This is a genomic window from Streptomyces sp. BR123 (assembly GCF_013401435.1).
Taxonomy (GTDB): domain Bacteria; phylum Actinomycetota; class Actinomycetes; order Streptomycetales; family Streptomycetaceae; genus Streptomyces.
On sequence record NZ_JACBGN010000001.1, the window covers coordinates 22,020 to 45,329 of the forward strand.

At 69.3% G+C, this 23,310-nt stretch carries 18 protein-coding genes; 9 read left to right on the forward strand and 9 right to left on the reverse strand.

Features of this window, described 5'->3' with window-relative positions; translation table 11 throughout:
* Positions 1–112 precede the first annotated feature (112 nt).
* Entirely contained in the window at positions 113–1,498 is a 1,386-nt protein-coding gene (locus HYE82_RS00125; RefSeq protein WP_179171799.1) for a serine hydrolase, read from the reverse strand.
* A 9-nt stretch (positions 1,499–1,507) separates the two neighbouring features.
* Entirely contained in the window at positions 1,508–2,983 is a 1,476-nt protein-coding gene (gene dnaB, locus HYE82_RS00130; RefSeq protein WP_179171800.1) for a replicative DNA helicase, read from the reverse strand.
* 434 nt (positions 2,984–3,417) lie between these two features.
* Here dnaB and HYE82_RS00135 point away from each other — a divergent pair, with 434 nt between their 5' ends.
* Positions 3,418–4,755 carry an MATE family efflux transporter gene (locus tag HYE82_RS00135; RefSeq protein WP_179171801.1) on the forward strand — a complete coding sequence of 446 codons (1,338 nt, stop codon included), beginning with the start codon at positions 3,418–3,420 and terminating at the stop codon, positions 4,753–4,755.
* A gap of 133 nt (positions 4,756–4,888) precedes the next feature.
* Here the strand turns inward: HYE82_RS00135 and rplI are convergent, their stop codons facing one another.
* The 4 genes from rplI to rpsF all read right to left on the reverse strand — a co-directional run bounded on the left by rplI (position 4,889) and on the right by rpsF (position 6,575).
* Positions 4,889–5,335 carry a 50S ribosomal protein L9 gene (rplI, locus tag HYE82_RS00140; RefSeq protein WP_179171802.1) on the reverse strand — a complete coding sequence of 149 codons (447 nt, stop codon included), beginning with the start codon at positions 5,333–5,335 and terminating at the stop codon, positions 4,889–4,891.
* 18 nt (positions 5,336–5,353) lie between these two features.
* Complete coding sequence (gene rpsR / locus HYE82_RS00145) at positions 5,354–5,590, reverse strand: 30S ribosomal protein S18 (RefSeq protein WP_005315025.1); 237 nt, start codon at positions 5,588–5,590, stop codon at positions 5,354–5,356.
* Between the two features lie 43 nt (positions 5,591–5,633).
* Entirely contained in the window at positions 5,634–6,212 is a 579-nt protein-coding gene (locus tag HYE82_RS00150; protein WP_179171803.1) for a single-stranded DNA-binding protein, read from the reverse strand.
* A 72-nt stretch (positions 6,213–6,284) separates the two neighbouring features.
* Positions 6,285–6,575 carry a 30S ribosomal protein S6 gene (gene rpsF, locus HYE82_RS00155; protein WP_100827172.1) on the reverse strand — a complete coding sequence of 97 codons (291 nt, stop codon included), beginning with the start codon at positions 6,573–6,575 and terminating at the stop codon, positions 6,285–6,287.
* Between the two features lie 247 nt (positions 6,576–6,822).
* Here rpsF and HYE82_RS00160 point away from each other — a divergent pair, with 247 nt between their 5' ends.
* The 3 genes from HYE82_RS00160 (at position 6,823) to HYE82_RS00170 (ending at position 9,485) form a co-directional block, all read left to right on the forward strand.
* Positions 6,823–7,137: a hypothetical protein gene (locus HYE82_RS00160; RefSeq protein ID WP_179171804.1), complete on the forward strand. Its 315-nt coding sequence runs from the start codon at positions 6,823–6,825 to the stop codon at positions 7,135–7,137.
* A 132-nt stretch (positions 7,138–7,269) separates the two neighbouring features.
* Positions 7,270–8,388: a peptidoglycan bridge formation glycyltransferase FemA/FemB family protein gene (locus HYE82_RS00165; RefSeq protein ID WP_179171805.1), complete on the forward strand. Its 1,119-nt coding sequence runs from the start codon at positions 7,270–7,272 to the stop codon at positions 8,386–8,388.
* A 65-nt stretch (positions 8,389–8,453) separates the two neighbouring features.
* A complete protein-coding gene (locus HYE82_RS00170; protein ID WP_179171806.1) occupies positions 8,454–9,485 on the forward strand; it encodes an alanine racemase in 1,032 nt (343 codons plus the stop codon).
* A gap of 48 nt (positions 9,486–9,533) precedes the next feature.
* On the opposite strand, the gene HYE82_RS00175 is transcribed toward HYE82_RS00170, so the two are convergent.
* Both HYE82_RS00175 and HYE82_RS00180 read right to left on the reverse strand, forming a co-directional pair.
* A complete protein-coding gene (locus HYE82_RS00175; RefSeq protein WP_179171807.1) occupies positions 9,534–10,994 on the reverse strand; it encodes a glycosyltransferase family 87 protein in 1,461 nt (486 codons plus the stop codon).
* An 87-nt stretch (positions 10,995–11,081) separates the two neighbouring features.
* Positions 11,082–13,622 (reverse strand): transglycosylase domain-containing protein, encoded by a 2,541-nt coding sequence (locus HYE82_RS00180; protein WP_179171808.1) that lies wholly within the window; start codon positions 13,620–13,622, stop codon positions 11,082–11,084.
* Positions 13,623–13,894: 272 nt separating this feature from the next.
* Here HYE82_RS00180 and HYE82_RS00185 point away from each other — a divergent pair, with 272 nt between their 5' ends.
* The 3 genes from HYE82_RS00185 (at position 13,895) to HYE82_RS00195 (ending at position 17,029) form a co-directional block, all read left to right on the forward strand.
* Entirely contained in the window at positions 13,895–14,497 is a 603-nt protein-coding gene (locus HYE82_RS00185; protein WP_179171809.1) for a PadR family transcriptional regulator, read from the forward strand.
* 49 nt (positions 14,498–14,546) lie between these two features.
* Positions 14,547–15,629 carry an inositol-3-phosphate synthase gene (locus HYE82_RS00190; RefSeq protein ID WP_179171810.1) on the forward strand — a complete coding sequence of 361 codons (1,083 nt, stop codon included), beginning with the start codon at positions 14,547–14,549 and terminating at the stop codon, positions 15,627–15,629.
* Positions 15,630–15,748: 119 nt separating this feature from the next.
* Complete coding sequence (locus HYE82_RS00195) at positions 15,749–17,029, forward strand: MFS transporter (protein ID WP_179171811.1); 1,281 nt, start codon at positions 15,749–15,751, stop codon at positions 17,027–17,029.
* 63 nt (positions 17,030–17,092) lie between these two features.
* On the opposite strand, the gene HYE82_RS00200 is transcribed toward HYE82_RS00195, so the two are convergent.
* Entirely contained in the window at positions 17,093–18,535 is a 1,443-nt protein-coding gene (locus tag HYE82_RS00200) for a CCA tRNA nucleotidyltransferase (RefSeq protein ID WP_179171812.1), read from the reverse strand.
* Positions 18,536–18,720: 185 nt separating this feature from the next.
* Between HYE82_RS00200 and HYE82_RS00205 the strand changes: the two genes are divergently transcribed.
* Positions 18,721–20,988: a DUF6049 family protein gene (locus tag HYE82_RS00205; protein WP_179171813.1), complete on the forward strand. Its 2,268-nt coding sequence runs from the start codon at positions 18,721–18,723 to the stop codon at positions 20,986–20,988.
* Between the two features lie 45 nt (positions 20,989–21,033).
* Complete coding sequence (gene murJ / locus HYE82_RS00210) at positions 21,034–23,208, forward strand: murein biosynthesis integral membrane protein MurJ (protein ID WP_179171814.1); 2,175 nt, start codon at positions 21,034–21,036, stop codon at positions 23,206–23,208.
* Positions 23,209–23,310 lie beyond the last annotated feature (102 nt).

The window sequence follows — 23,310 nt, forward strand, 5'->3', positions numbered from 1 at the left end:
TGGCGGAACGGCGAGGCCGTCGGCGGCCGGGGACAGCGGGCGGACGGGGCAACGTCTGGCGGATGCTCGGTTCCCCCGGCCGGGCCGCGGAAGCGGTGGTGGCGGCCGAGGGTCAGCCGATTCCCCGCCACCCCTTCGGGTCCACCCCACCCGGTACCGGGGCCTCGGGGTCGTACGGCTGCCGGGTGAACATGAACGACCCCAGGTCGAGATGGCCCACCGAGCCGTCGGCCCGCCGGACCGCCCGCAACGTCTCCCCCGCGTAATAGCCGTTCAGGCCCCGCCAGCTGCCGTCCGGCTCCGCCCGGAACCTGGCGGCCCGGCCCACCGCGCCTGCAGGGCCCAGTTCCAGCTCACCGTTCGACCGCAGCCGGACCACGTGCGCCGCGGGACCCCAGTACCAGGGCCCGCACAGCTCCAGTGCCACCGGATCCGCCTCCTCGAACGGCTTCCACGGCTCCGGAAAACGCGGTTCGGCGTCCGCGACAAGGGTCAGCAGCTCAGCGGCCACGGTCCCGGCCGGCAGCCCCGACGTGCAGTTCGCCAGCACCACGGCCACCAGGTCCTCGGCCTGGTTCAGCCACAGGCCGGCGACGAAGCCCGGCAGCGAGCCGCAGTGCCCCGCGAGCCGGCGCCCGCCGCTCTCCGTCAGCTGCACCCCCAACCCGTACCCGAACTCGGCGATTCCCGGCTCGGGGGGCGACGCGGCAACAGCCATCTCACGGACGCTCTCGGCACCGAGCACCTGCTCGTTCCCGTGCAGCAGGAACTGCCCGAACCGCGCCAAGTCGCGTGTGCTGGACCAAAGCTGACCTGCCGGGGCCATCAAACCCAGGTCCTCCGGCGGCTCGGGCATCAGCACATCGGCCCACGGATGGACGGCCCAGCCGTCCGCGTAAGGCGTCTGTGGCTGCACGGTAGTCCGGTCCAGACCCAGCGGCTCCAGCACCTCGGCACGCAGCACCTCTTCCCACGGCTTGCCGCGCACCGCCTCCACAAGCGAACCCAGCAGTGTGTAGCCGGGGTTGGAGTAGTGGTGGCGCCAACCGGGCTCGAAGAGGAACGGCCCCGTCCCCAGGACGTCGGAGAGCTCGGGGCGCAGCGAGGCGGAGCTCCGCTCCCACCATTCACCGGGCGTCTCCGCGGCCAACCCAGCAGCGTGGGAAAGCAGCTGTCGGACCGTCACTGCTCCGGCGCCGGTCCCGGGCAGGTGTTTTTCCAGAGGGTCACCGAGCGCCAGCAGACCCTCGTCGCGCAGCCGCATCACCAGGACGGCAGTGAAGGTCTTGGTGATCGACCCGATCCGGTACTGCGTGTTCCCGTCCGGGTCGTGCCCGCCGGCCGGGCTCCGAGCCCCCTCCCAGACCAGGGCGCCTCCCCTCGCCACGGCGGCGACCACCGAGGGCGCCCGGCCCTCGTTCTGGGCGACGGCGATCCGGTGCCCGAGGGCACGCCGGGTGGAGGGGAGCAGATCCAGGTCTTCGGGCAAGGCGTCCATGCCCGGATGCTACGTGTTGGCCATGTCCACGAACCGCGAATAATGCCCCTGGAAGGCGACCGTGATCGTCGCCGTGGGGCCGTTTCGGTGCTTGGCCACGATCAGGTCGGCCTCGCCCGCACGCGGCGACTCCTTCTCGTAGGCGTCCTCGCGGTGCAGCAGGATCACCATGTCGGCGTCCTGCTCGATCGAGCCCGACTCACGCAGGTCGGAGACCATTGGCTTCTTGTCGGTGCGCTGTTCGGGACCACGGTTCAGCTGGGACAGCGCGATCACCGGCACCTCGAGCTCCTTGGCCAGCAGCTTGAGGTTTCGGGACATGTCCGAGACCTCCTGCTGGCGGCTCTCGGGCCGGCGGGAGCCGCCCGACTGCATCAGCTGGAGGTAGTCGATGACCACCAGTGCCAGGTTGTTGCGCTGCTTCAGGCGCCGGCACTTTGCCCGGATCTCCATCATCGACAGGTTGGGGGAGTCGTCGATGTACAGCGGGGCGGCGGAGACGTCCGGCATACGGCGGGCCAGCCGGGTCCAGTCGTCGTCCGTCATCGTGCCGGAGCGCATGTGGTGCAGGGCGACGCGCGCTTCTGCGGACAGCAGGCGCATCGCGATCTCGTTGCGTCCCATTTCGAGGGAGAAGATCACGCTCGGCAGGTTGCTCTTGATGGAGCAGGCACGGGCGAAGTCCAGCGCGAGAGTCGACTTGCCCATGGCGGGGCGGGCCGCGATGACGATCATCTGGCCCGGGTGCAGGCCGTTGGTGAGCGAGTCGAGGTCCGTGAACCCGGTCGGGACGCCCGACATCTGGCCGCTGCGCGAGCCGATGGCCTCGATCTCGTCGAGCGCGCCCTCCATGATGTCGCCGAGGGGCAGGTAGTCCTCGGAGGTCCGCTGCTCGGTGACGGCGTAGATCTCGGCCTGGGCGCTGTTGACGATCTCGTCGACGTCACCGTCCGCCGCGTATCCCATCTGCGTGATCTTCGTGCCGGCGGCGACGAGGCGGCGCAGGACCGCGCGCTCATGGACGATCTCCGCGTAGTACGAGGCGTTGGCCGCCGTGGGCACCGACTGGACCAGCGTGTGCAGGTACGAGACGCCGCCGACCTTGCCGATCTCGCCGCGCCGGGTCAGCTCGGCGCCGACCGTGATCGGGTCTGCGGGCTCGCCCTTGGCGTAGAGGTCGAGGATGGCCTGGTAGATGGTCTCGTGCGAGGGCCGGTAGAAGTCGTGGCCCTTGATGATCTCGACGACGTCCGCAATGGCGTCCTTGGACAGCAGCATGCCGCCGAGCACCGACTGCTCGGCGTCGAGGTCCTGCGGCGGAACGCGCTCGAATCCACCGCCGTCCCAGGAGCCGCCTTCGCGTCCCCGCTCGTGCTGCTCGTCCCCACGGCCGCGGCTGTCGGCGCCGCGGCGCGAGCGGGTGGGCAGACGGTCGCCGGGACCGCTGTCGGCCCAAGGGTCGTCCATGGGCTCGGGCATACTCACCGGCCCGCCTCCTCACGTCCGCAACGCGGACCTCGCCATGCCGTTCTCGCCGGGGCACGGCTCTGACATTTGGGACACCCGAGACGGCAGTCAGCCGGTCGGGCAACGCACAACGGTAGGGCCGGGAGCGGCGTCAGCCAATCTTGTTATCCACAGGCTGTGTGGATGAGATGTGGATGACGGACCCAATGCTGTGGGTAACTCGCCGGAAGCTGTGCACGGACCGGGGGACGACGCTGTGGACAAAATCACCCGACCCACCCCGTCACCGCACCTGACCTGCACATTCTCCCTCCACCGCCTGCGAGGAGGAAATTTCTTGCCCGCAGTCCCGAGATCACCTTCGACAGGGCGCCAAGAGCACCGGAATCGACCGTTCAGTAAGGATCGTCAATGCATTGCGTCTGTTACCTGTGGAAGATTAGATTGACCACATGACACAGGCCCCGGACATACCGAAGGCTCCACCGGGCCGGCACGACCGAGAGATCCTGGCTCTGGCCGTGCCGGCCTTCGGTGCACTTGTCGCGGAACCCCTCTTCGTGCTGGCCGACAGCGCCATCGTCGGGCACCTCGGCACCTCCCAGTTGGCCGGACTCGGGGTCGCCGCCGCCCTCCTGACGACCGCCGTCAGCGTGTTCGTCTTCCTCGCCTACGCCACCACCGCGGCAGTCTCCCGTCGCGTCGGCTCGGGCGACCTGGGAGCCGCCCTCCGGCAGGGCATGGACGGCATCTGGCTCGCCCTCCTCCTGGGCGCGGCCGTCACCGCCCTCGCGCTCCCCACAGCGCCCTGGCTGGTCTCGGCCTTGGGCGCCTCCGACACCGTCGCCCCTTACGCGATCACTTATCTGCGGATTTCGTCGTTCGGCATCCCGGCCATGCTCGTGGTGCTGGCAGCCACGGGCGTGCTCCGCGGCCTCCAGGACACCAGGACCCCGCTGTACGTGGCCGTGGCCGGCTTCGCCCTCAACGCCGTCCTCAACCTCGCTCTGGTTTACGGAGTCGGTTTCGGCATCGCGGGCTCCGCCTGGGGTACGGTCATCGCCCAGTGCGCCATGGCCGCCGCATACCTCTACGTGGTGGTCCGCGGGGCCCGGAAGCACAGAGCCTCACTGCGTCCCGACGTGGTGGGCATTCGCGCCTGTGCCCAGGCCGGGGTGCCGCTGCTGATCCGTACCCTGTCCCTGCGAGCCGTCCTGATGATCGCGACCGCCGTGGCCGCCCGGCTCGGTGACGCGGACATCGCCGCCCACCAGATCATCCTCGCCCTGTGGAGCCTGCTCGCCTTCGCTCTGGACGCGATCGCCATTGCCGGGCAGGCGATCATCGGCCGCTACCTGGGAGCCGGCGACGTCGGGGGCGCCAAAGCGGTCTGCCGCCGCATGGTGCAGTGGGGAATCGTCTCCGGTGCCGCCCTCGGCGCACTGGTGGCTGTGGCCCGTCCCCTGATCGTGCCGTTGTTCACCACCGACCCGGTGGTGCAGGAGGCTCTGCTGCCCGCTCTGCTGGTCGTGGCCGTGTCCCAGCCCGTCGCCGGGGTGGTCTTCGTCCTCGACGGGGTCCTGATGGGCGCGGGCGACGGACGCTATCTGGCCTGGGCAATGCTGGCGACACTCGTAGCGTTCGCGCCGGCAGCCCTGCTCGTGCCGGCCGTCGGCGGGGGGCTGACGGCACTGTGGTGGGCCATGACCCTGATGATGCTGGTCCGGTTGGCAACCCTCCAGCTGCGCGCACGCTCCAGCCGATGGGCCGTCGTCGGCGCGACCCGCTGAATCGCGGACCGATGTTTCACGTGAAACGTGCCCTTGAAACGGCCCGTGTTTCACGTGAAACCGCGCCACCCGGAGACGGCAGACAATGACGAAGGGCCGCACCCGGCGGGGTGCGGCCCTTCATGCGCAGCACTTAGGCGGCGACGACCTCGACGCCCACGTTCGCGGCGACCTCGGCGTGCAGACGCACGGAGACCTGGTACGAACCGAGGGTCTTGATCGGAGCAGCCAGCTCAACGCGGCGCTTGTCGACCTTCGGACCGCCGGAAGCCTCGATCGCCGTGGCGATGTCGGCCGGGGTCACGGAGCCGAAGAGGCGGCCGGCGTCACCCGAGCGGGTGGCCAGACGGACCTTCGTGCCCTCGAGCTGGGCCTTGACCTCGTTGGCCTGCTCGATGGTCGCGATCTCGTGGATCTTGCGGGCGCGGCGGATCTGCGCCACGTCCTTCTCGCCACCCTTGGTCCAGCGGATCGCGAAACCACGCGGGACCAGGTAGTTGCGAGCGTAGCCGTCCTTGACGTCGACGACGTCGCCAGCGGCACCGAGGCCCGAGACCTCCTGGGTCAGGATGATCTTCATTAGTCGGTCACCCTTTCCTTATCGCGCGGTGGACGTGTAGGGCAGCAGCGCCATCTCACGGCTGTTCTTCACGGCCGTGGCGACGTCACGCTGGTGCTGCGTGCAGTTGCCGGTGACGCGGCGGGCACGGATCTTGCCGCGGTCGGAAATGAACTTCCGCAGCATGTTCGTGTCCTTGTAGTCCACGTACGCGGTCTTGTCCTTGCAGAACGCGCAGACCTTCTTCTTCGGCTTGCGCACAGGCGGCTTCGCCATGGTGTCTCTCCTGTGTGATCAAGAAGTGGGGGTGCGAGCTCCCCTAGAAGGGAGGCTCGTCCGAGTAGCCGCCGCCGGAGTTTCCACCCCAGCCACCGCCGCCACCCTGCTGCTGGCCGCCGGCCGGCGCGCTGGACGCCCACGGGTCGTCGGAGGGACCTCCGCCGCCCTGCGGACCGCCGCTGGGGGCTCCGCCCCAGCCACCGCCACCGCCGCCGCCCTGCTGGCCGCCGCCGTACCCACCCTGACCACCGCGGCCGGTGGTCTTGGTGACCTTGGCCGTGGCGTTCTTCAGGCTGGGACCGACTTCCTCGACGTCCAGCTCGAAGACCGTGCGCTTGACACCCTCACGATCCTCGTACGACCGCTGCCTCAGTCGGCCCTGCACGACGACGCGCATGCCTCGCTGAAGGGACTCGGCGACGTTCTCCGCCGCCTGCCGCCACACCGAGCAGGTCAGGAACAGGCTCTCGCCGTCCTTCCACTCGTTGGTCTGACGGTCGAAGGTGCGAGGGGTGGACGCGACGCGGAACTTCGCGACCGCCGCACCCGAGGGGGTGAAGCGCAGCTCGGGGTCGTCGACGAGATTGCCGACGACCGTGATGACGGTCTCGCCTGCCATGGATGAACCTCTCGGCGGGGATTTGCTGCTGGCTGCTGTGCTACTCGAACCCGATTACCGCTGAACCGAGGTTCAGTGGGTCTCGGGGCGAAGGACCTTGGTCCGGAGAACCGACTCGTTCAGGTTCATCTGGCGGTCGAGCTCCTTGACGACCGCAGGCTCGGCCTGCAGGTCGATGACCGAGTAGATGCCCTCGGGCTTCTTCTTGATCTCGTAAGCGAGACGACGACGGCCCCAGGTGTCGACCTTCTCGACCTTTCCGTTGCCCTCGCGGACGACGGAGAGGAAGTTCTCGATCAGGGGGGCGACAGAGCGCTCCTCGAGATCGGGGTCGAGGATGACCATCACTTCGTAGTGACGCATGTGGAACCCACCTCCTTTGGACTCAGCGGCCACGGTCGTTCCGTGGCAGGAGGGTCGTGATGCGTGCCGCACGGCGTCTGAGAGCAGACACCGCGCAGACCGTACAGACTACCCCGCCGCCTCCTTCCGGTTGAAATCCGGCGCAGGGGGGCCACAATTTGTAGGCATCGGGTGTGCTCGGTGCTATGCCCCCGGCCGGGAGGCAGGCCCGCAGCACCGGTCCGCTTCAGCCAGGAGGTGCCTTCCGATGGCACAGGCAATGCGCTCGCAGCCCTCCATCTCGCTCCTCGCGACCGACGGCAAGCCCCATCCGCTGCAGGACACGCTGATGGCGATCACGCTCGTCTGCGGCGCCGTGGCATGCATCACAGCGTTCTTCGACAATCTGCACCTGCTCACCTCGTGGTCCGGGCTGGTCGGGATCCTGACCGGCGCATACGGACAGTTCATCTCGGAAACGACACGCGAGCGCTTCGCGCTGATCATCGGCCTTGGCGCATCAGGCCTCGGCTTCTATCTCGGCATGGCCCACGGCGGGCTCTTCGGGGGCCTGCTGGGCTGACCGGGGAACCTCCGCGACAGGGCGCCGGCCCCCCGACCGGCCCGAATACGGCCCGTCCCCCAGAAGGGTGGCGCCCTTGTCGCAGTAGGCTTCGCGCCATAGCCAGCGAAGCCGCCGGAGGAGACGCCCCGCATGAGCCTGTCCCTGAGGACCATCAGCCGAGAGCAGCATCTGGGATATCTCCAGACCCTGCCCTCGGCTAGTCACTGCCAGGTCCCGGCGTGGGCCGACGTGAAGAACGAGTGGCGGTCGGAGAACCTCGGCTGGTTCGACGAGAACGACGAACTCGTCGGTGCCGCACTCGTGTTGTACCGCCAGCTGCCCAAGGTGAAGCGGTACCTCGCGTACTTGCCCGAGGGCCCCGTCATCAACTGGTTCGCCCCGAATCTGGAGGAGTGGCTCCAGCCGATGCTGGCGCACCTCAAGCGCCAGGGTGCCTTCACCGTGAAGATGGGTCCGCCCGTCGTCATCCGCCGCTGGAACTCCGCCGCCATCAAGTCCGGCATCCAGGACCCGAACGTCAAGCGCCTGCGTGACGTGGAGGCCTCGCACATCGAGCCCCGTGCCTTCGAGGTGTCCGACAAGCTGCGCCGCATGGGCTGGCAGCAGGGCGAGGACGGCGGCGCCGGCTTCGGCGACGTGCAGCCCCGCTACGTCTTCCAGGTGCCGCTCGCCAACCGCTCGCTGGACGACGTCCTCAAGGGCTTCAACCAGCTGTGGCGCCGCAACATCAAGAAGGCCGAGAAGGCCGGCGTCGAGGTCGTCCAGGGTGGTTACGAGGACCTGGAGACCTGGCAGCACCTGTACGAGATCACGGCCGTGCGCGACAAGTTCCGCCCGCGCCCGCTCAGCTACTTCCAGCGCCAGTGGACGGCCCTCAACTCCGAGGATCCCAACCGCATGCGGCTGTACCTCGCCAAGCACGAGGGTGAGGCGCTGGCCGCGGCCACGATGATCACCGTCGGCCAGCACGTCTGGTACTCGTACGGCGCGTCGGCCAACCACAAGCGGGAGGTGCGGCCGTCGAACGCGATGCAGTGGCGCATGCTGCGCGACGCGTACGCGCTGGGCGCGAGCGTCTATGACCTGCGCGGAATCAGTGACACGCTGGACGAGAACGACCACCTGTTCGGCCTGATCCAGTTCAAGGTCGGTACGGGCGGCGAGGCCGTCGAGTACGTCGGCGAGTGGGACTTCCCGCTCAACAAGATGCTGCACAAGGCGCTCGACATCTACATGTCGCGGCGCTGACCGGCTGCACCCCCACCACCGCACTGCTGCTTCACGCAGCCATTCCAGAGAGGCTCCGGACGGGCATGGCGCTCACGCTCTACGTCGACACCGCGCGCTGGCGTGCGCACCACAAGCAGATCCAGGACCGGTTCCCCGGTCTGATCCCGGTCTGCAAGGGCAACGGCTACGGCTTCGGCCACGAGCGGCTGTCCGAGGAGGCAACCCGGCTGGGCGCGGACATCCTGGCCGTCGGTACGACGTACGAGGCTGCCCGCATCAAGGACCTCTTCAGCGGCGACCTGCTCGTCCTCACCCCGTTCCGGCGGGGTGAGGACCCGGTCCCGCTGCCGGACCGGGTGATCCGCTCCGTGGCCTCGCTGGACGGGGTCCGCGGTCTGGTCGGGGCCCGTGTGGTCATCGAGTGCATGAGCTCGATGCGCCGCCACGGCATCTCCGAGCAGGACCTGGGCCAGCTGCAGGCCGCGATCGAGGACGTGCGGCTGGAGGGCTTCGCCCTGCACCTCCCGCTGGACCGCCCGGACGGCTCTGACCCGGTCGAAGAGGTCATCGGCTGGATGGACCGGCTGCGCGCGGCCCGTCTGCCACTGCACACCATGTTCGTCAGCCACCTGAAGGCCGAGGACCTGGCCCGTCTGCAGCAGCAGTTCCCGCAGACCCGTTTCCGGGCCCGTATCGGAACCCGGCTGTGGCTCGGGGACCACGAGGCGACCGAGTACCGCGGCAGCGTCCTGGACGTCACCCGGGTGGCCAAGGGCGACCGGTTCGGCTATCGGCAGCAGAAGGCCGCCTCCGACGGCTGGCTCGTCGTGGTGGCGGGCGGTACCTCCCACGGTGTGGGCCTGGAGGCCCCCAAGGCCCTGCACGGTGTCATGCCACGCGCCAAGGGGGTGGCCCGGGCCGGCCTGGCCACTGTCAACCGGAACCTTTCGCCCTTCGTGTGGGCGGGCAAGCAGCGCTGGTTCGCCGAACCGCCGCACATGCAGGTATCGATCCTGTTCGTGCCGTCCGACGCGCCCGAGCCCCATGTCGGCGACGAGCTCGTGGCGCACCTGCGCCACACGACGACGCAGTTCGACCGGATCCTCGACGCCTGAGCCGGGCGCTCCGGGCCGCCAGGCCGGGTTGGTTCGAGGCCGAGGCCGTCAGTCCCCGGGGGCCGTGCCCCAGCGGACCCGCTGTCCCTCCGAGGGCGCCGCTTCCCGCGGCGCCCTCGCCGCGTCCGAGAGCACGAACACGTCCTCGGCCCCGTCCAGGACTCCTCCGGAGGGGTCGTCCGCCCCGTCGCGGCGTACGACATCCCGCTCGGGCAGCAGGATGTCGCGCACGACGACCGCACACAGGTAGAGCGTGCCCAGCAGATGGGCGGCGATGGCCAGCTGGTAGCCCTCCGTGGGCAGGCCCTGGTGCTTGTCCCCGCTGGTCGTGTAGGCCAGGTAGAACCAGATCCCGAGGAAGTACACGACCTCGGTGGCCTGCCAGATGAGGAAGTCCCGCCAGCGCGGCCGGGCCAGCGCCGCGAGCGGAATGAGCCACAGCACGTACTGCGGCGAGTAGACCTTGTTGGCCAGGATGAAGACGGCCACGACCAGGAAGGCCAGCTGCGCGAAGCGCGGGCGGCGGGGCGCGGTGAGCGCGAGCAGGCCGATGGCCGCGCACAGCAGCAGCGTCAGGCCCGTCGCATAGGTGTTGGCGTCGGTCAGGGGGTTACCGGAACGCTGGGAGATGAGCAGCCACACCGAGCCGAAGTCGATCGGCCGCTCCTGACTGAACGTGTAGAACTTCTTCCAACCGTCCCAGGCGAACAGCATGACGGGCAGGTTCACCACGAGCCAGGAGGCGGCCGCGCCGAGGACCGCCGCCGCGAACGCACGCCACCTGCCAGCCCGCCAGCACAGCACGAACAGCGCCCCGAGCAGCAGGACGGGGTAGAGCTTCGCCGCGGTGGCCAGCCCGACGAGGACACCGAAGAGCAGGGTGCGGCCGCGGGACCACATGAGCATGGCCGCGGCGGTCAGGGCGATGGCCAGCAGGTCCCAGTTGATCGTCGCGGTGAGCGCGAAGGCGGGCGCGAGGGCGTAGAGCAGCGCGTCCCAGGGCCGGCGGCGATGGGTGCGGGCGACGCACACGGCGATGACGGCCGCGCAGGCCATCAGCATCCCGGCGTTGACCATCCAGTACATCTGCTCGCGGTGCTGCATGGAGCCGCCGCCCGGGGTCAGCCAGGACGCGACTTCCATGAACAGGCCCGTGAGGACGGGGTACTCGAGGTACTCCATGTCGCCCGGCAGCCGGTCGAAGTACGGCGTGAGGCCGTCCGCGAAGCCGCGTGCGACGAAGAGGTGCGGGATGTCGGAGTAGCAGGCATGGGTGTACTGGGACCCGGCGCCCCGGAACCACGCCCAGTCGTAGCAGGGCAGCTTCTGCACCATGCCGAGGGCGAACATACCGAGGGCGACCAGCACCACGACGCGGACAGGGTGCAGCCAGTGGCCGCCCAGCCTGGCGTGGCGGCCGATGGGACCGCCGATGAATTCGCTGCCCGCCGCGGCGACCTCGTCCTGCTGTGTGGGCAGTACGGGCCGCTCCTCCTGCACCTTCGTCATGCGCTCATCCTGCCGTACGGCGCCGGGCACGCGGGAGGGCCGCCGCGGCGGAAGCGGCGGCCCTCCTCCGGCCGGGGGACGGGCGGGTCAGCCCCCGTCCGTGAACGTTCCCCAGCTGATACTGCCGCCGGGGCGGCCCGGCTTGCCCGACGGGGTCGGGGACGGCGATCCGGTGGATGTGCCGCCGTCGGCGCCACCGGTGGTGGTGGTGCCGCCGCTGTCGGGGATGCAGTACAGCTGCCACGGCTTGCAGGACGGCTTGCCGCCCCTGGAGGGCGTCGGGGACGGGGAGAGGGAGGGGGACGGGGACGCCGACATGGACGGCGACGAAGAGACGGAGGGGCTCGGCGAGGGAGCGCCGGCGCCGTCCGCGATCACGCCGATCGGGGCGGGCTCCGGGAAGTCCTTGACCGGGGCGTCCTTGAGCGCTTCCTTCATGTAGGCGGTCCAGATGACGGCCGGGATGTCGCCACCGTGGATGGAGTCGGTACCGCCCACGCCCTTCATGGAGATCAGCTTCTTGTCCGGCGAGTTCGGGTCGGTACGGAAGAGCGTGACCGAGGTGGACAGCTCCGGGGTGTAGCCGACGAACCAGGCCGACTTGTTGAAGTCGGTGGTACCGGTCTTCCCGGCTGCCGGCCGGCCGAGCCTCTTGGCCTTGGTGCCGGTGCCCTTCTCCACGACGTTCTCGAGCACCTTGGTGACGTTGTCGGCGATGGAGTCGTCCATCGCCCGCTGCTCCTTGGGCGGCTCGAAGCCGGGCAGGTCCTTGCCGTCCTTCTGCACACTGCGCACGGAGAACGGCTCGCGGTGGACGCCGGACGCCGCGAAGGTGGCGTAGGAGTCGGCCATGCGGATGGCGCTCGGGGTGGAGGTGCCCAGGGCGAACGAGGCGTCGTTGTTCGGGTTCATCGAGTCTTCGAGGATGCCCGTGGCCTTGGCCACCTGGCGGACCTTGCTGTGGCCGACGTCGAAGACGAGCTGCGCGAACGGCACGTTGATGGACTTCTCCATCGCCTCGTTGAGGGTCACGTAGCCGTAGGGGTACTCGCTCTCGTTCTTCTGCCGGAACGGCTGGCCGGAGGCATCGCGCAGCGGCTTGCCGTCACGGTTGTTGATCACCGTGCGGTCGTTGGCCATGTACTTGCTGTCGGGCGAGATGCCCTGGCCCTTGGAGTTCTGGGTGCCGTACTCCATCGCCGCCGCCAGCACGTACGGCTTCCAGGTCGAGCCGACCGGGACACCGATGGTGTTGGCGTTGTTGCTGAAGTACTTCTTGTCCATGCCCGGACCGCCGTACAGGGCCACGATCGCGCCGGTCTTGACGTCCACCGAGGCCGCGCCGAACTGGACGAAGGTGTCGTGCTCCGGCCGGGCCTTCTCGTCGAGGAAGTCGTTGCGGGTCTCGTCGACCGCCTTGGTCAGGGCGTCCACCTTCGGCTTCTGGAAGGTGGTCTTGATCTGGTAGCCGCCCCTGGCCATCTGCTCCGGGGTGATCTTCGCGACCTTCATGACGTACTGCTTGGCCGTCTCGACCAGGTAGCCGGTCTGGCCGGAGAGGCTGCGGGCCTGCTCTGAGTCGACGAGCTTCGGGAACTCCTTGAACTGCTCCCGCTCCGACTTCTGCATGCGGCCGACGGCGACCTCGCGGTCCAGCACCCACGCCCAGCGCAGGTGGGCGCGCTTGGTGTTCTCCTCGGGAGTGGCCGCGGGGCCGATGCCGCCATCCGGGTTGTAGAGGTTGGGGCCCTTGAGCACGGAGGCCAGGAAGGCGCTCTCGGAGGGCGTCAGGTCCCAGCAGTCCTTTCCGAAGTAGGCGCGCGCCGCGGCCTGGATGCCGTAGGCATCACGCCCGTAGTAGGCCGTGTTGAGATAGCCGGCCAGGATCGTGTCCTTCTCCTCGGACACGCCGAGCCTCATCGAGATGAAGAGCTCGGTGACCTTGCGCTTCAGCGTCTGGTCGGAGTCCAGGTACGTGTTCTTCACGTACTGCTGGGTGATGGTCGAGCCGCCCTGGGTGGAACCGCCCGTGGCCATGTTCCACACGGCGCGGGCGATACCCATCGGGTCGATGCCCTTGTCCGTCTCGAAGGACTCGTTCTCCGCGGCGATCACGGCGTTCTGCATCGACCTGGGGATCTTGTCGATGGGCACGATCTGGCGGTTCATCGTGCCGCCGGTGGCGACCATCTGGGTGCCGTCGTCCCAGAAGAACACGTTGTTCTGGGCCCTCGCGGCGAGGTTCGGGTTGGGCGTGCTCACCGCGGCGATCCCGATGCCGGCCCCTGCCGTGATGACGGCGAAGAAGCCCAGGGCCGTGCCGCCCACCAGCTTCCACGACGGGACGAAGCGCTGCCATCCCTCCTTGTCGGAGCGCGGGTAGTTGATGAACCGCTTGTCGGGGCGGCCCGCGCCCCGCCCCCGGGTTCCGGATCCGCGCTGGCCCACCCGGCGCGCCTCTGCACGGCTGCCGTGGCCGCGGGGGTCTGCGTACGGTCCGCTGTACGACGCCGTGGGGACGTCGCGCGCGGGTCCTGCGCCCCGTCCCGGGCGCTGCTGGGCGGCCCGGCGGGCAGCAGCACGTCCGCTGCCCTCGGGCTGCGGCGGTTTGCGGCGGTGCTCGCTCATCGAACGACTACTCCTCGGGCAGGCGAGTGGCCTGGAAGCGGCTGGTGAATTCCGGTTCCCCCTGTGTCCTGCCGCAAAGACTACGCACGCTCAAAACCCGAACAGTGCCGAAGTTCACCCCAAAACAGGCAAGTCGCATCCTGCGAACCGGTGATGTGATGCCGGTCACGAGATCACCACTTGTCGACGATGACCACCCGTTCTATCGTCTGGATGTATCGAGCCGATACATCAGCTCGGTATAAAAACTCAGAGGCGAAGGAGGCAGGCGGATGAGCAGGCGCTCAGGCATCCTCGAGTTCGCCGTCCTCGGCCTGCTTCGCGAGGCCCCCATGCACGGCTACGAGCTGCGCAAGCGGCTCAACACCTCGCTGGGGGTGTTCCGGGCGTTCAGCTACGGGACGCTCTACCCCTGCCTCAAGACGTTGGTCGCCAACGGCTGGCTGGCCGAAGAGCCGGGCAACGCCCCGGAAGACGCCCTCGCCGCACCACTCGCAGGCCGCCGCGCCAAGATCGTCTACCGGTTGACGGCGGCCGGCAAGGAGCACTTCGAGGAGCTCCTGTCCCGCACGGGCCCCGATACCTGGGAGGACGAGACCTTCGCCGCCCGGTTCGCCTTCTTCGGCCAGACCGAGCGGGACGTGCGCATGCGGGTCCTCGAAGGCCGCCGCAGCCGGCTCGAGGAGCGTCTGGAGAAGATGCGCGCCTCGCTCGCCCGCACACGGGAGCGCCTCGACGACTACACGCTTGAGCTGCAGCGGCACGGAATGGAGTCCGTGGAGCGCGAAGTGCGCTGGCTGAACGAGCTCATCGAGAGTGAGCGGGCGGGCCGGGATCTGCGACGACCCGGTCCGCCCGACGAAACCGCAAAGTGAGGCCTGCACCTCGCAGGCCTCGTCCGAGAACAAACAGGGAGCAACCGGAATGGGTTCGGTTCGCGTAGCCATCGTCGGCGTGGGCAACTGCGCCGCCTCGCTGGTGCAGGGCGTCGAGTACTACAAGGACGCCGACCCGGCGTCCAAGGTCCCCGGGCTGATGCACGTCCAGTTCGGCGACTACCACGTCGGTGACGTCGAGTTCGTCGCCGCGTTCGACGTCGACGCGAAGAAGGTCGGCCTCGACCTCTCGGACGCCATCGGCGCCAGCGAGAACAACACCATCAAGATCTGCGACGTTCCGCCCTCCGGCGTGACCGTCCAGCGCGGCCACACCCTGGACGGCCTGGGCAAGTACTACCGCGCGACGATCGAGGAGTCCTCCGAGGCCCCGGTCGACGTGGTCCAGGTCCTCAAGGACCGCGAGGTCGACGTTCTGGTCTGCTACCTGCCCGTCGGCTCGGAAGAGGCGGCGAAGTTCTACGCCCAGTGCGCCATCGACGCCAAGGTCGCCTTCGTCAACGCCCTCCCGGTCTTCATCGCCGGCACCAAGGAGTGGGCCGACAAGTTCACCGAGGCCGGTGTCCCGATCGTCGGCGACGACATCAAGTCGCAGGTCGGCGCCACCATCACGCACCGCGTGATGGCGAAGCTGTTCGAGGACCGCGGTGTCCGTCTCGAGCGCACCATGCAGCTCAACGTGGGCGGCAACATGGACTTCAAGAACATGCTGGAGCGCGACCGCCTGGAGTCGAAGAAGATCTCCAAGACGCAGGCCGTCACCTCGCAGATCCCCGACCGCGACCTGGGCGACAAGAACGTCCACATCGGCCCGTCCGACTACGTCGCGTGGCTCGACGACCGCAAGTGGGCCTACGTCCGCCTTGAGGGCCGTGCCTTCGGCGATGTCCCGCTGAACCTCGAGTACAAGCTCGAAGTGTGGGACTCCCCGAACTCCGCCGGTGTCATCATCGACGCCCTGCGCGCGGCGAAGATCGCCAAGGACCGTGGTATCGGCGGCCCGATCCTGTCGGCCTCCAGCTACTTCATGAAGTCCCCGCCGGTCCAGTACTTCGACGACGAGGCGCTGGCGAACGTCGAGAAGTTCATCAAGGGCGAGGTCGAGCGCTAAGCACGACACAGCGCGCGGCACCGGGAGTCCCCCCGGACACCTGGTCTTCGACCGTTCTTCCACGGAGGGTCCCCGGGCAATGTGTCCGGGGACCCTCCGCGTGTGTGACCCTTGCCCTCATGCCTGTCGTACGTGATCTGCGCGTACTCCTGCGCCTGAGGGACTTCCGCAACCTGCTCGCCGTACGGCTGTTCTCCCAGGCCGCGGACGGCGTCTACCAGGTCGCGCTGGCCACCTATGTGGTGTTCTCCCCGGAGAAGCAGACCTCGCCCGCGGCAATCGCCTCGGCCATGGCGGTCCTGCTGCTGCCGTACTCCGTGATCGGCCCCTTCGCCGGGGTGCTCCTGGACCGCTGGCGCCGCCGCCAGGTCTTCCTCTACGGCAACCTGCTGCGGGCCTTCCTCGCCTGCATCACCGGCGTCCTGATCGTCGCACACGTCCCGGACTGGCTCTTCTACGCCTCTGCCCTCTCCGTGACCGCGGTCAACCGCTTCGTCCTGGCCGGCCTCGCCGCCTCCCTGCCCCACGTGGTCGCGCCCGACCAGCTGGTAACTGCCAACGCGCTCTCTCCCACCGCGGGGACTCTCGCCGCCACGGCCGGAGGCGGGCTGGCCTTCCTGCTGCAGTTCCTGGCCTCCGACTCCGACGCCGTCGTCGTCCTGCTCGGAGCCGGCCTCTACCTCTGCGCGGCACTTGTCTCGCTGCGCCTGGCAACCGACCTGCTGGGGCCCGACCATCGCGTCGGTGTGGCCCATCCGACGGTCGCAGAGGGGATCGCCCTCACCGTCCGGGGCATGGCCGAGGGGCTGCGGCACCTGGCCCAGCGGCGGGAAGCCGCCCAGGCGCTCACTGCGATGACGCTGATGCGCTTCTGCTACGGGGCCCTCACGGTCACCCTGCTGATGCTCTGCCGCTACTCCTGGTCGGACAACGAGTCCGACGGGCTCGCCCTGCTGGGCATCGCGGTGGGCTTTTCCGGGGCCGGTTTCTTCGCCGCCGCCGTCATCACGCCCCGGATGGTGGGCCGCCTGGGCACCCTCGGCTGGATCACTGCCTGCTCGGCCGCGGCCTCCGTGCTCGTGCCCGCGCTCGGCCTGTTCTTCCTGCCGGGTCCGATGCTCGCCGCCGCGTTCGTCCTCGGCCTCGCCACCCAAGGCGCCAAGATCGCCACCGACACCGTCGTGCAGTCCCGGGTGGACGACGACTTCCGCGGCCGTGTCTTCTCGGTCTACGACGTGCTGTTCAACGTCGCATTCGTACTCGCGGCCGCCGTGTCCTCCCTGATGCTGCCCTCCGACGGGCAGTCCGCAGTGCTCATCGTGACCGTCTCCGTGCTCTACGCACTGACCGCCGTCTACCTCGGGCGCCAGGGCAATGTTTCACGTGAAACACGGCCCTGAAGCCGCCCAACAGCCTGCCCGGGTCGGTGTTTCACGTGAAACACCGACCCGGGCACCCGCGGATCAGGCCTGCGCTGCCCACCACTCCTTGAGCGCGGCGACGGCCGCGTCCCGCTCCATGGGGCCGTTCTCCAGCCTCAGGTCCAGCAGGAAGGCGTAGGCCTTCCCGATCAGCGGCCCGGGACCGACGCCCAGCTCCTGCATGATCTCGTTGCCGTTGAGGTCCGGCCGGATCGCGTCCAGTTCCTCCTGCTGCTGGAGCTGCGCGATGCGCTCCTCCAGGCTGTCGTACGTGCGCGAGAGGGCGTTGGCCTTGCGCTTGTTCCGGGTGGTGCAGTCCGACCGGGTCAGCTTGTGCAGCCGGTCCAGCAGCGGACCGGCGTCGCGGACGTAGCGTCGCACCGCCGAGTCGGTCCACTCTCCGTCCCCGTAGCCGTGGAACCGCAGGTGCAGTTCCACCAGCCGGGAGACGTCCTTGATCATGTCGTTGGAGTACTTCAGCGCGGCCATGCGCTTCTTGGTCATCTTGGCTCCCACCACCTCGTGGTGGTGGAAGGAGACCCGGCCGTCGCTCTCGAACCGGCGGGTACGGGGCTTGCCGATGTCGTGGAGCAGGGCTGCAAGCCGCAGGACCAAGTCCGGGCCGTTGTCCTCCAGGTCGATCGCCTGCTCCAGCACGATCAGCGAGTGGTCGTACACGTCCTTGTGCCGGTGGTGCTCGTCCCGCTCCAGCCGCAGCGCGGGCAGCTCGGGCAGTACGTGATCGGCCAGCCCGGTGTCCACGAGTAGGCCCAGGCCTTCGCGGGGGTGCGCCGACAGCACCAGCTTGTTCAGCTCGCCCTGCACCCGCTCCGCCGAGACGATCTCGATCCGCCCGGACATCTCCCTCATCGCCGTGACGACCTCGGGGGCGACCTCGAAGTCGAGCTGCGCGGCGAAGCGCGCCGCCCGCAGCATCCGCAGCGGGTCGTCGGAGAACGACTCCTCCGGCGTGCCGGGGGTCCGCAGCACGCGCGCCTGGAGGTCCTCCAGACCGCCGTGCGGGTCCACGAACACCTTCTCGGGCAGCGCGACCGCCATCGCGTTCACGGTGAAGTCGCGGCGGACGAGATCCTCCTCGATCGAGTCGCCGTAGGAGACCTCGGGCTTGCGCGAGGTCCGGTCGTACGCCTCCGAGCGGTACGTGGTCACCTCGATCTGGAAGCCCGCCTTCTGGGCCCCCACTGTGCCGAAGGCGATGCCGACGTCCCAGACCGAGTCGGCCCACGGCCGGACGATCTTGAGGACGTCCTCGGGGCGGGCATCGGTGGTGAAATCGAGATCGTTGCCGAGACGCCCGAGCAGCGCGTCGCGTACGGACCCGCCGACGAGGGCAAGGCTGAAGCCGGCCTCCCGGAAGCGGAGGCCGAGCTCGTCGGCGACAGGGGCGACCCGCAGCAGTTCGCTGACCGCGCGGTGCTGCACCTGACTCAGGGCACTGGGGTTGTCTTCGTTGGCGTTCGGCACAACAGAAAAGGGTACGTGCCCGGCCCGGCAGGGGCTCCCGGGTTTGTCGCCCCCCCACCCGGCGGCGCCCGCGGAGCGGAACCGATCATGTGGAGCAAGGCGCGGCACTCGCATGCAGCGGGTCTCGTTACCATTCCTGGACGCAGACACGACGACCACTGACACTTCGAGGGACGGGCTAGCGCGTGGCCGAGGCGGCAGACATCCAGGGGGCGTCCCCCGCTCCTGCCCGGCGCCGCTGGCTGCGGCGCGCCGCCGTCCTGTTGGCCGGGACGCCCGTCTTCGCCGCTCTCGCCGCCTCACCCGCGCCCCCGGCACAGGCCGCCGACGCGGGCACCGTCGAGGTCCAGCTCAGCACCGTGGCTCCGGCCGCCCCGGTCAAGGGCGACACGCTCACGATCTCCGGCACCGTGGTCAACACCGGCCACGAGACGATCACGGGCGCCCACGTGGGTCTGCGGGTAGGGCCCGCCCTCGGGGACCGGGCCTCGATCGACGAGGCGGCGGAGCGGGTCGGCTTCCGGGCCGGCACCGACCCGGGCGAGGTCGACCAGGCCTACTCCGCGAAGATCGCATCGCTGCCCTCCAAGGCCAGCCAGCCCTTCACTCTCTCGATCCCGGTGGACAAGCTGGAGCTGGGCAAGGAGGGCGTGTACCAGCTGGGCGTCTCGCTGTCCGGGGAGACCGAGAGCCGGAGCTACGAGCAGGTGCTGGGCATCAAGCGGACCTTCCTGCCCTGGCAGCCGGACCCCGCCGCGAAGCGCTCCCAGCTGACCTACCTGTGGCCGCTGGTCTCGACAACCCGGCTGACCGCGGAAACCGGCTCGGACGAGGTGCAGACGCCCGTCTTCCTGGACGACTCCCTCGCCGATGAGCTCAGGACCGGCGGCCGCCTGGAGCGAATGGTCTCGCTGGGCAAGGAGCTGCCGATTACCTGGGTCATCGATCCCGACCTGCTGTACACGGTCGACGCGATGACCAAGGGCTACCGGTACCGCACTCCGGACGGAAAGATCGTCCAGGGCAAGAACAAGGCCGTCGCCGAACAGTGGCTGAACTCACTCGAATCGGCCGTCCAGAGCAAGAAGATCGTCGCGCTGCCGTTCGCCGACCCCGACATCGCCTCTCTCGCCCACCAGGGCAAGGACGTCTCCGGCACCCTGGGCCAGCTGCGGCCCGCCACCGACAAGGCGAAGCAGGCGGTGGAGACCGTCCTGCACGTCACCCCGTCCACCGACTTCTCCTGGCCTGTGGACGGCGCCATCGACCCGTCGATCGTGAACGTCGCCACCTCGGCCGGCGCCCACCACGTGCTCGCCCGCAGCGACAGCCTCCAGGAGACCGGCGCCCTCGGCTACACCCCCTCGGCGGCCCGCCCCATCGGCGCGGGCACCACCGCCGTCGTCGCCGACGCCGACCTGTCGACCGCCTTCGAGGGCGACATGCTGAACGCCGGGAACTCCACGCTGGCCGTCCAGCGCTTCCTCGCCCACAGCCTGGCCCTCAACCTGCAGAAGACCGACAACCAGCGCAGCTTCGTCGTCACCCCGCAGCGGATGCCCACCGCCAGCCAGGCGCAGTCGATGGCCGATGCGCTGCGGGCCCTGCAGGCGGGCCGCTGGACGCAGCCCGCGGACCTCGACGCCGCCGCGGCGGCCAAGCCCGACACCGGCGTCAACACCCAGGTCCCGGGCGCCGGCCAGTACCCCGAGGCGCTGCGCAAGACCGAGCTGCCCGTCGCCGCGTTCGAGAAGATCCGCACCACCCAGAACACCCTCGACCACTTCAAGGTCATCCTGACCTCGCCGGACCGCGTGGAGATCCCGTTCGGCAACACCACCAACCGCGAGATGTCGACTTCCTGGCGGGGCCGTCCGCAGGACGCCGGGTACTACCGCAACCAGGTGCAGGAGTACCTCATCGGCCTGACCGAGAAGGTCAAGGTCGTCCCCAAGTCCGACGCCACCCTGTCCGGGCACAGCGCGACGATCCCGGTGAGCGTCCAGAACAGCCTCGTGCAGGACGTCCACAACCTCGTCCTGCGGGTGAAGTCCGCCAACCCGACCCGTCTGATGTTCGGCGACGGCGGCGAGGCCGAGCAGCAGGTCACCGTCCAGGGCGGCCACAGCCAGACGGTCAAGTTCACCGCCAACGCCACCGCGAGCGGCCCCGTCGAGGTCACTGCGCAGCTCTTCACCAAAGACGGTGTGCCCTACGGCAAGGAGCGCAGGTTCACCGTCGAGGCCACCGAGATCACACCGACTGTGATGCTCGTCATCGCCGGCGGGGTGCTGCTCCTGGTCCTGGCAGGCATCAAGATGTACGCCAGTCGCAAACGTGTCGCCGCCCGGGCCGCCGCCGCCGAGGAGAGCACGCAGCCGAGTGACGGGACCCCGGACACCGGACCGCAAAGCACCAGCCCGTCCGGCGCGGGTGAGACAGTGGACCGTTGAGCGATGCCGTGGCCGGCCGGCCTGGGACGATGAGGTGGGGTTTCGATGAACGCGCCGTACGACGGTGACCGCGCGCAGGGCACTGGCGCGCCCGCGCCCTCCTCGGGCGCCGATCCGGGGATGAGGCTGCCCGGACAGGTTCCCGTGCCTGGTCCTGCAGCGGACCGCGACCCGTACGTCCAGGACGTCTACGACCGCGACCCGTACCGGTCGCAGGACCTGTCGGCCCAGGACCCGGTCGCCGAGGTCCTCTACGACCGGGCGTCGCACCCCCCGCCGCCGCCGGGGACCTACCAGGACCCGGGACCGCTCTACGGGGCACCGCGGACCGCGCAGCAGGGCCCCGACCCGCGCGTGTGGGCCCAGACCCCGCCGCCCGAGCCGGACGGCCCCTCCCGCCACCTCCCGTACGGTGACCGCCCCTCCACCACGCAGTTCGTGGGCGTGGACTCCCTGGTCACCAGCGCGACGGAGGAGGAGGCCGAGCCCGACGCCTTCGCCCACCTGTACAAGGACCAGCAGGCGGCGCCCGGTGCTCCCGCCGAGGACGCGCCCGTCGCGTCCCCGGCGCCGAGCAAGCCGACCGGCCGGGCCGCCGGTCTCCTCAAGTCCAGTGCGCTGATGGCCGCCGGGACGATCGTCTCCCGCATCACCGGCTTCCTGCGGACTCTGGTCGTCGCCGCCGCCATCGGTGTCGGCACCTTCAACGACACCTACCAGATCGCCAACACGCTGCCGACGATGATCTACGTGCTGGTGGGCGGCGGAGCCCTGAACGCCGTCTTCATCCCCCAGCTCGTGCGGGCCATGAAGAACGACGACGACGGGGGCGAGGCGTACGCCAACCGGCTGCTGACCCTGGTCGTCGTCCTGCTGGCCGCAGTCACCACGATCTGTGTCCTGGCCGCGCCGGTGTTCATCACCATGATGTCGCCGAAGATCGCCTCCGATCCGCAGCAGATGGAGGTCGCGGTCGCCTTCGCCCGGTACTGCCTGCCGACCATGTTCTTCATGGGCGTGCACGTGGTGCTCGGTCAGATCCTCAACGCACGCGGCCGCTTCGGCGCGATGATGTGGACCCCGGTCCTCAACAACATCGTGGCCATTGCCACCTTCGGCGCGTTCATCTGGGCCTTCGGCGGCTTCACCACCTCCGGCGTCAGTGCGGCCACGGTCACTCCGGAGGGTGTGCGCCTGCTCGGCATCGGCACCCTCCTCGGCCTCACCGTGCAGGCGCTGGCGATGCTGCCGTACCTGCGCGACGCCGGGTTCTCGCCGCGCCTGCGCTTCGACTGGAAGGGTCATGGCCTGGGCAAGGCCGCCGGTCTGGCCAAGTGGACCTTCTTCTTCGTCCTGGCCAACCAGATCGGTCTGGTCGTGGTGACCCAGCTCGCCACCTGGGCCGGTGCGATCGCCGAGGAGCAGGGCCACCCCGGTACCGGCATCACCGGCTACCAGTACGCGCTGCTGCTGTGGCAGATGCCGCAGGCCATCATCACCGTCTCCGTCATGACGGCCGTCCTGCCCCGGATTTCCCGCTCCGCCCACGACGGGGACGCCGCCGCCGTCCGCGATGACATCTCCTACGGACTGCGCACCTCGGCCGTCGCAATCGTGCCGTGCGCCTTCGCGTTCCTCGCCCTCGGCGTCCCCATGGCCACGCTGCTCTACGCCGGCGCGGGCGCCGGCGCCCAGAACATCGGCTACATCCTGATGGCGTTCGGCCTCGGGCTCATTCCGTACTCGGTCCAGTACGTGGTCCTGCGCGGCTTCTACGCGTACGAGGACACGCGCACGCCCTTCTACAACACCGTCATCGTCGCCGCGGTCAACGCCTCCGTCTCCGCTGCTGCGTTCTTCGTCCTTCCGGCTCGCTGGGCGGTCGTCGGCATGGCCGGCGCCTACGGTCTCGGCTACGCCGTGGGCGTCGGCGTCGCCTGGAAGCGCCTGCGCAAGCGGCTCGGCGGGGACCTGGACGGCGCCCACGTGCGGCGCACCTACACGCGCCTCATCGGGGCCTGCATCCCGGCGGCCGCCGTGGCCGGCGGTGTCGCCTACGCCGTCACCCAGTGGCTGGGCAGCGGAGTCCTCGGCTCCCTCACTGCGGTGGTCGTCGGCTCCCTCGCCCTGGGCGGGGTCTTCCTTCTGGCGGCCAAGCGGATGCGGATCGAAGAGCTCAACGCCATGGTCGGAATGGTTCGCGGGCGCATGGGTCGCTAGATGCGCACAACCGTCGGACCCCTTCGCGTGTCGTGCATAGCGCCGGACTGTGGGCACAATTGGCATGGCTTCGCAGACTGGCCGACAGCGCGTAACGGATGG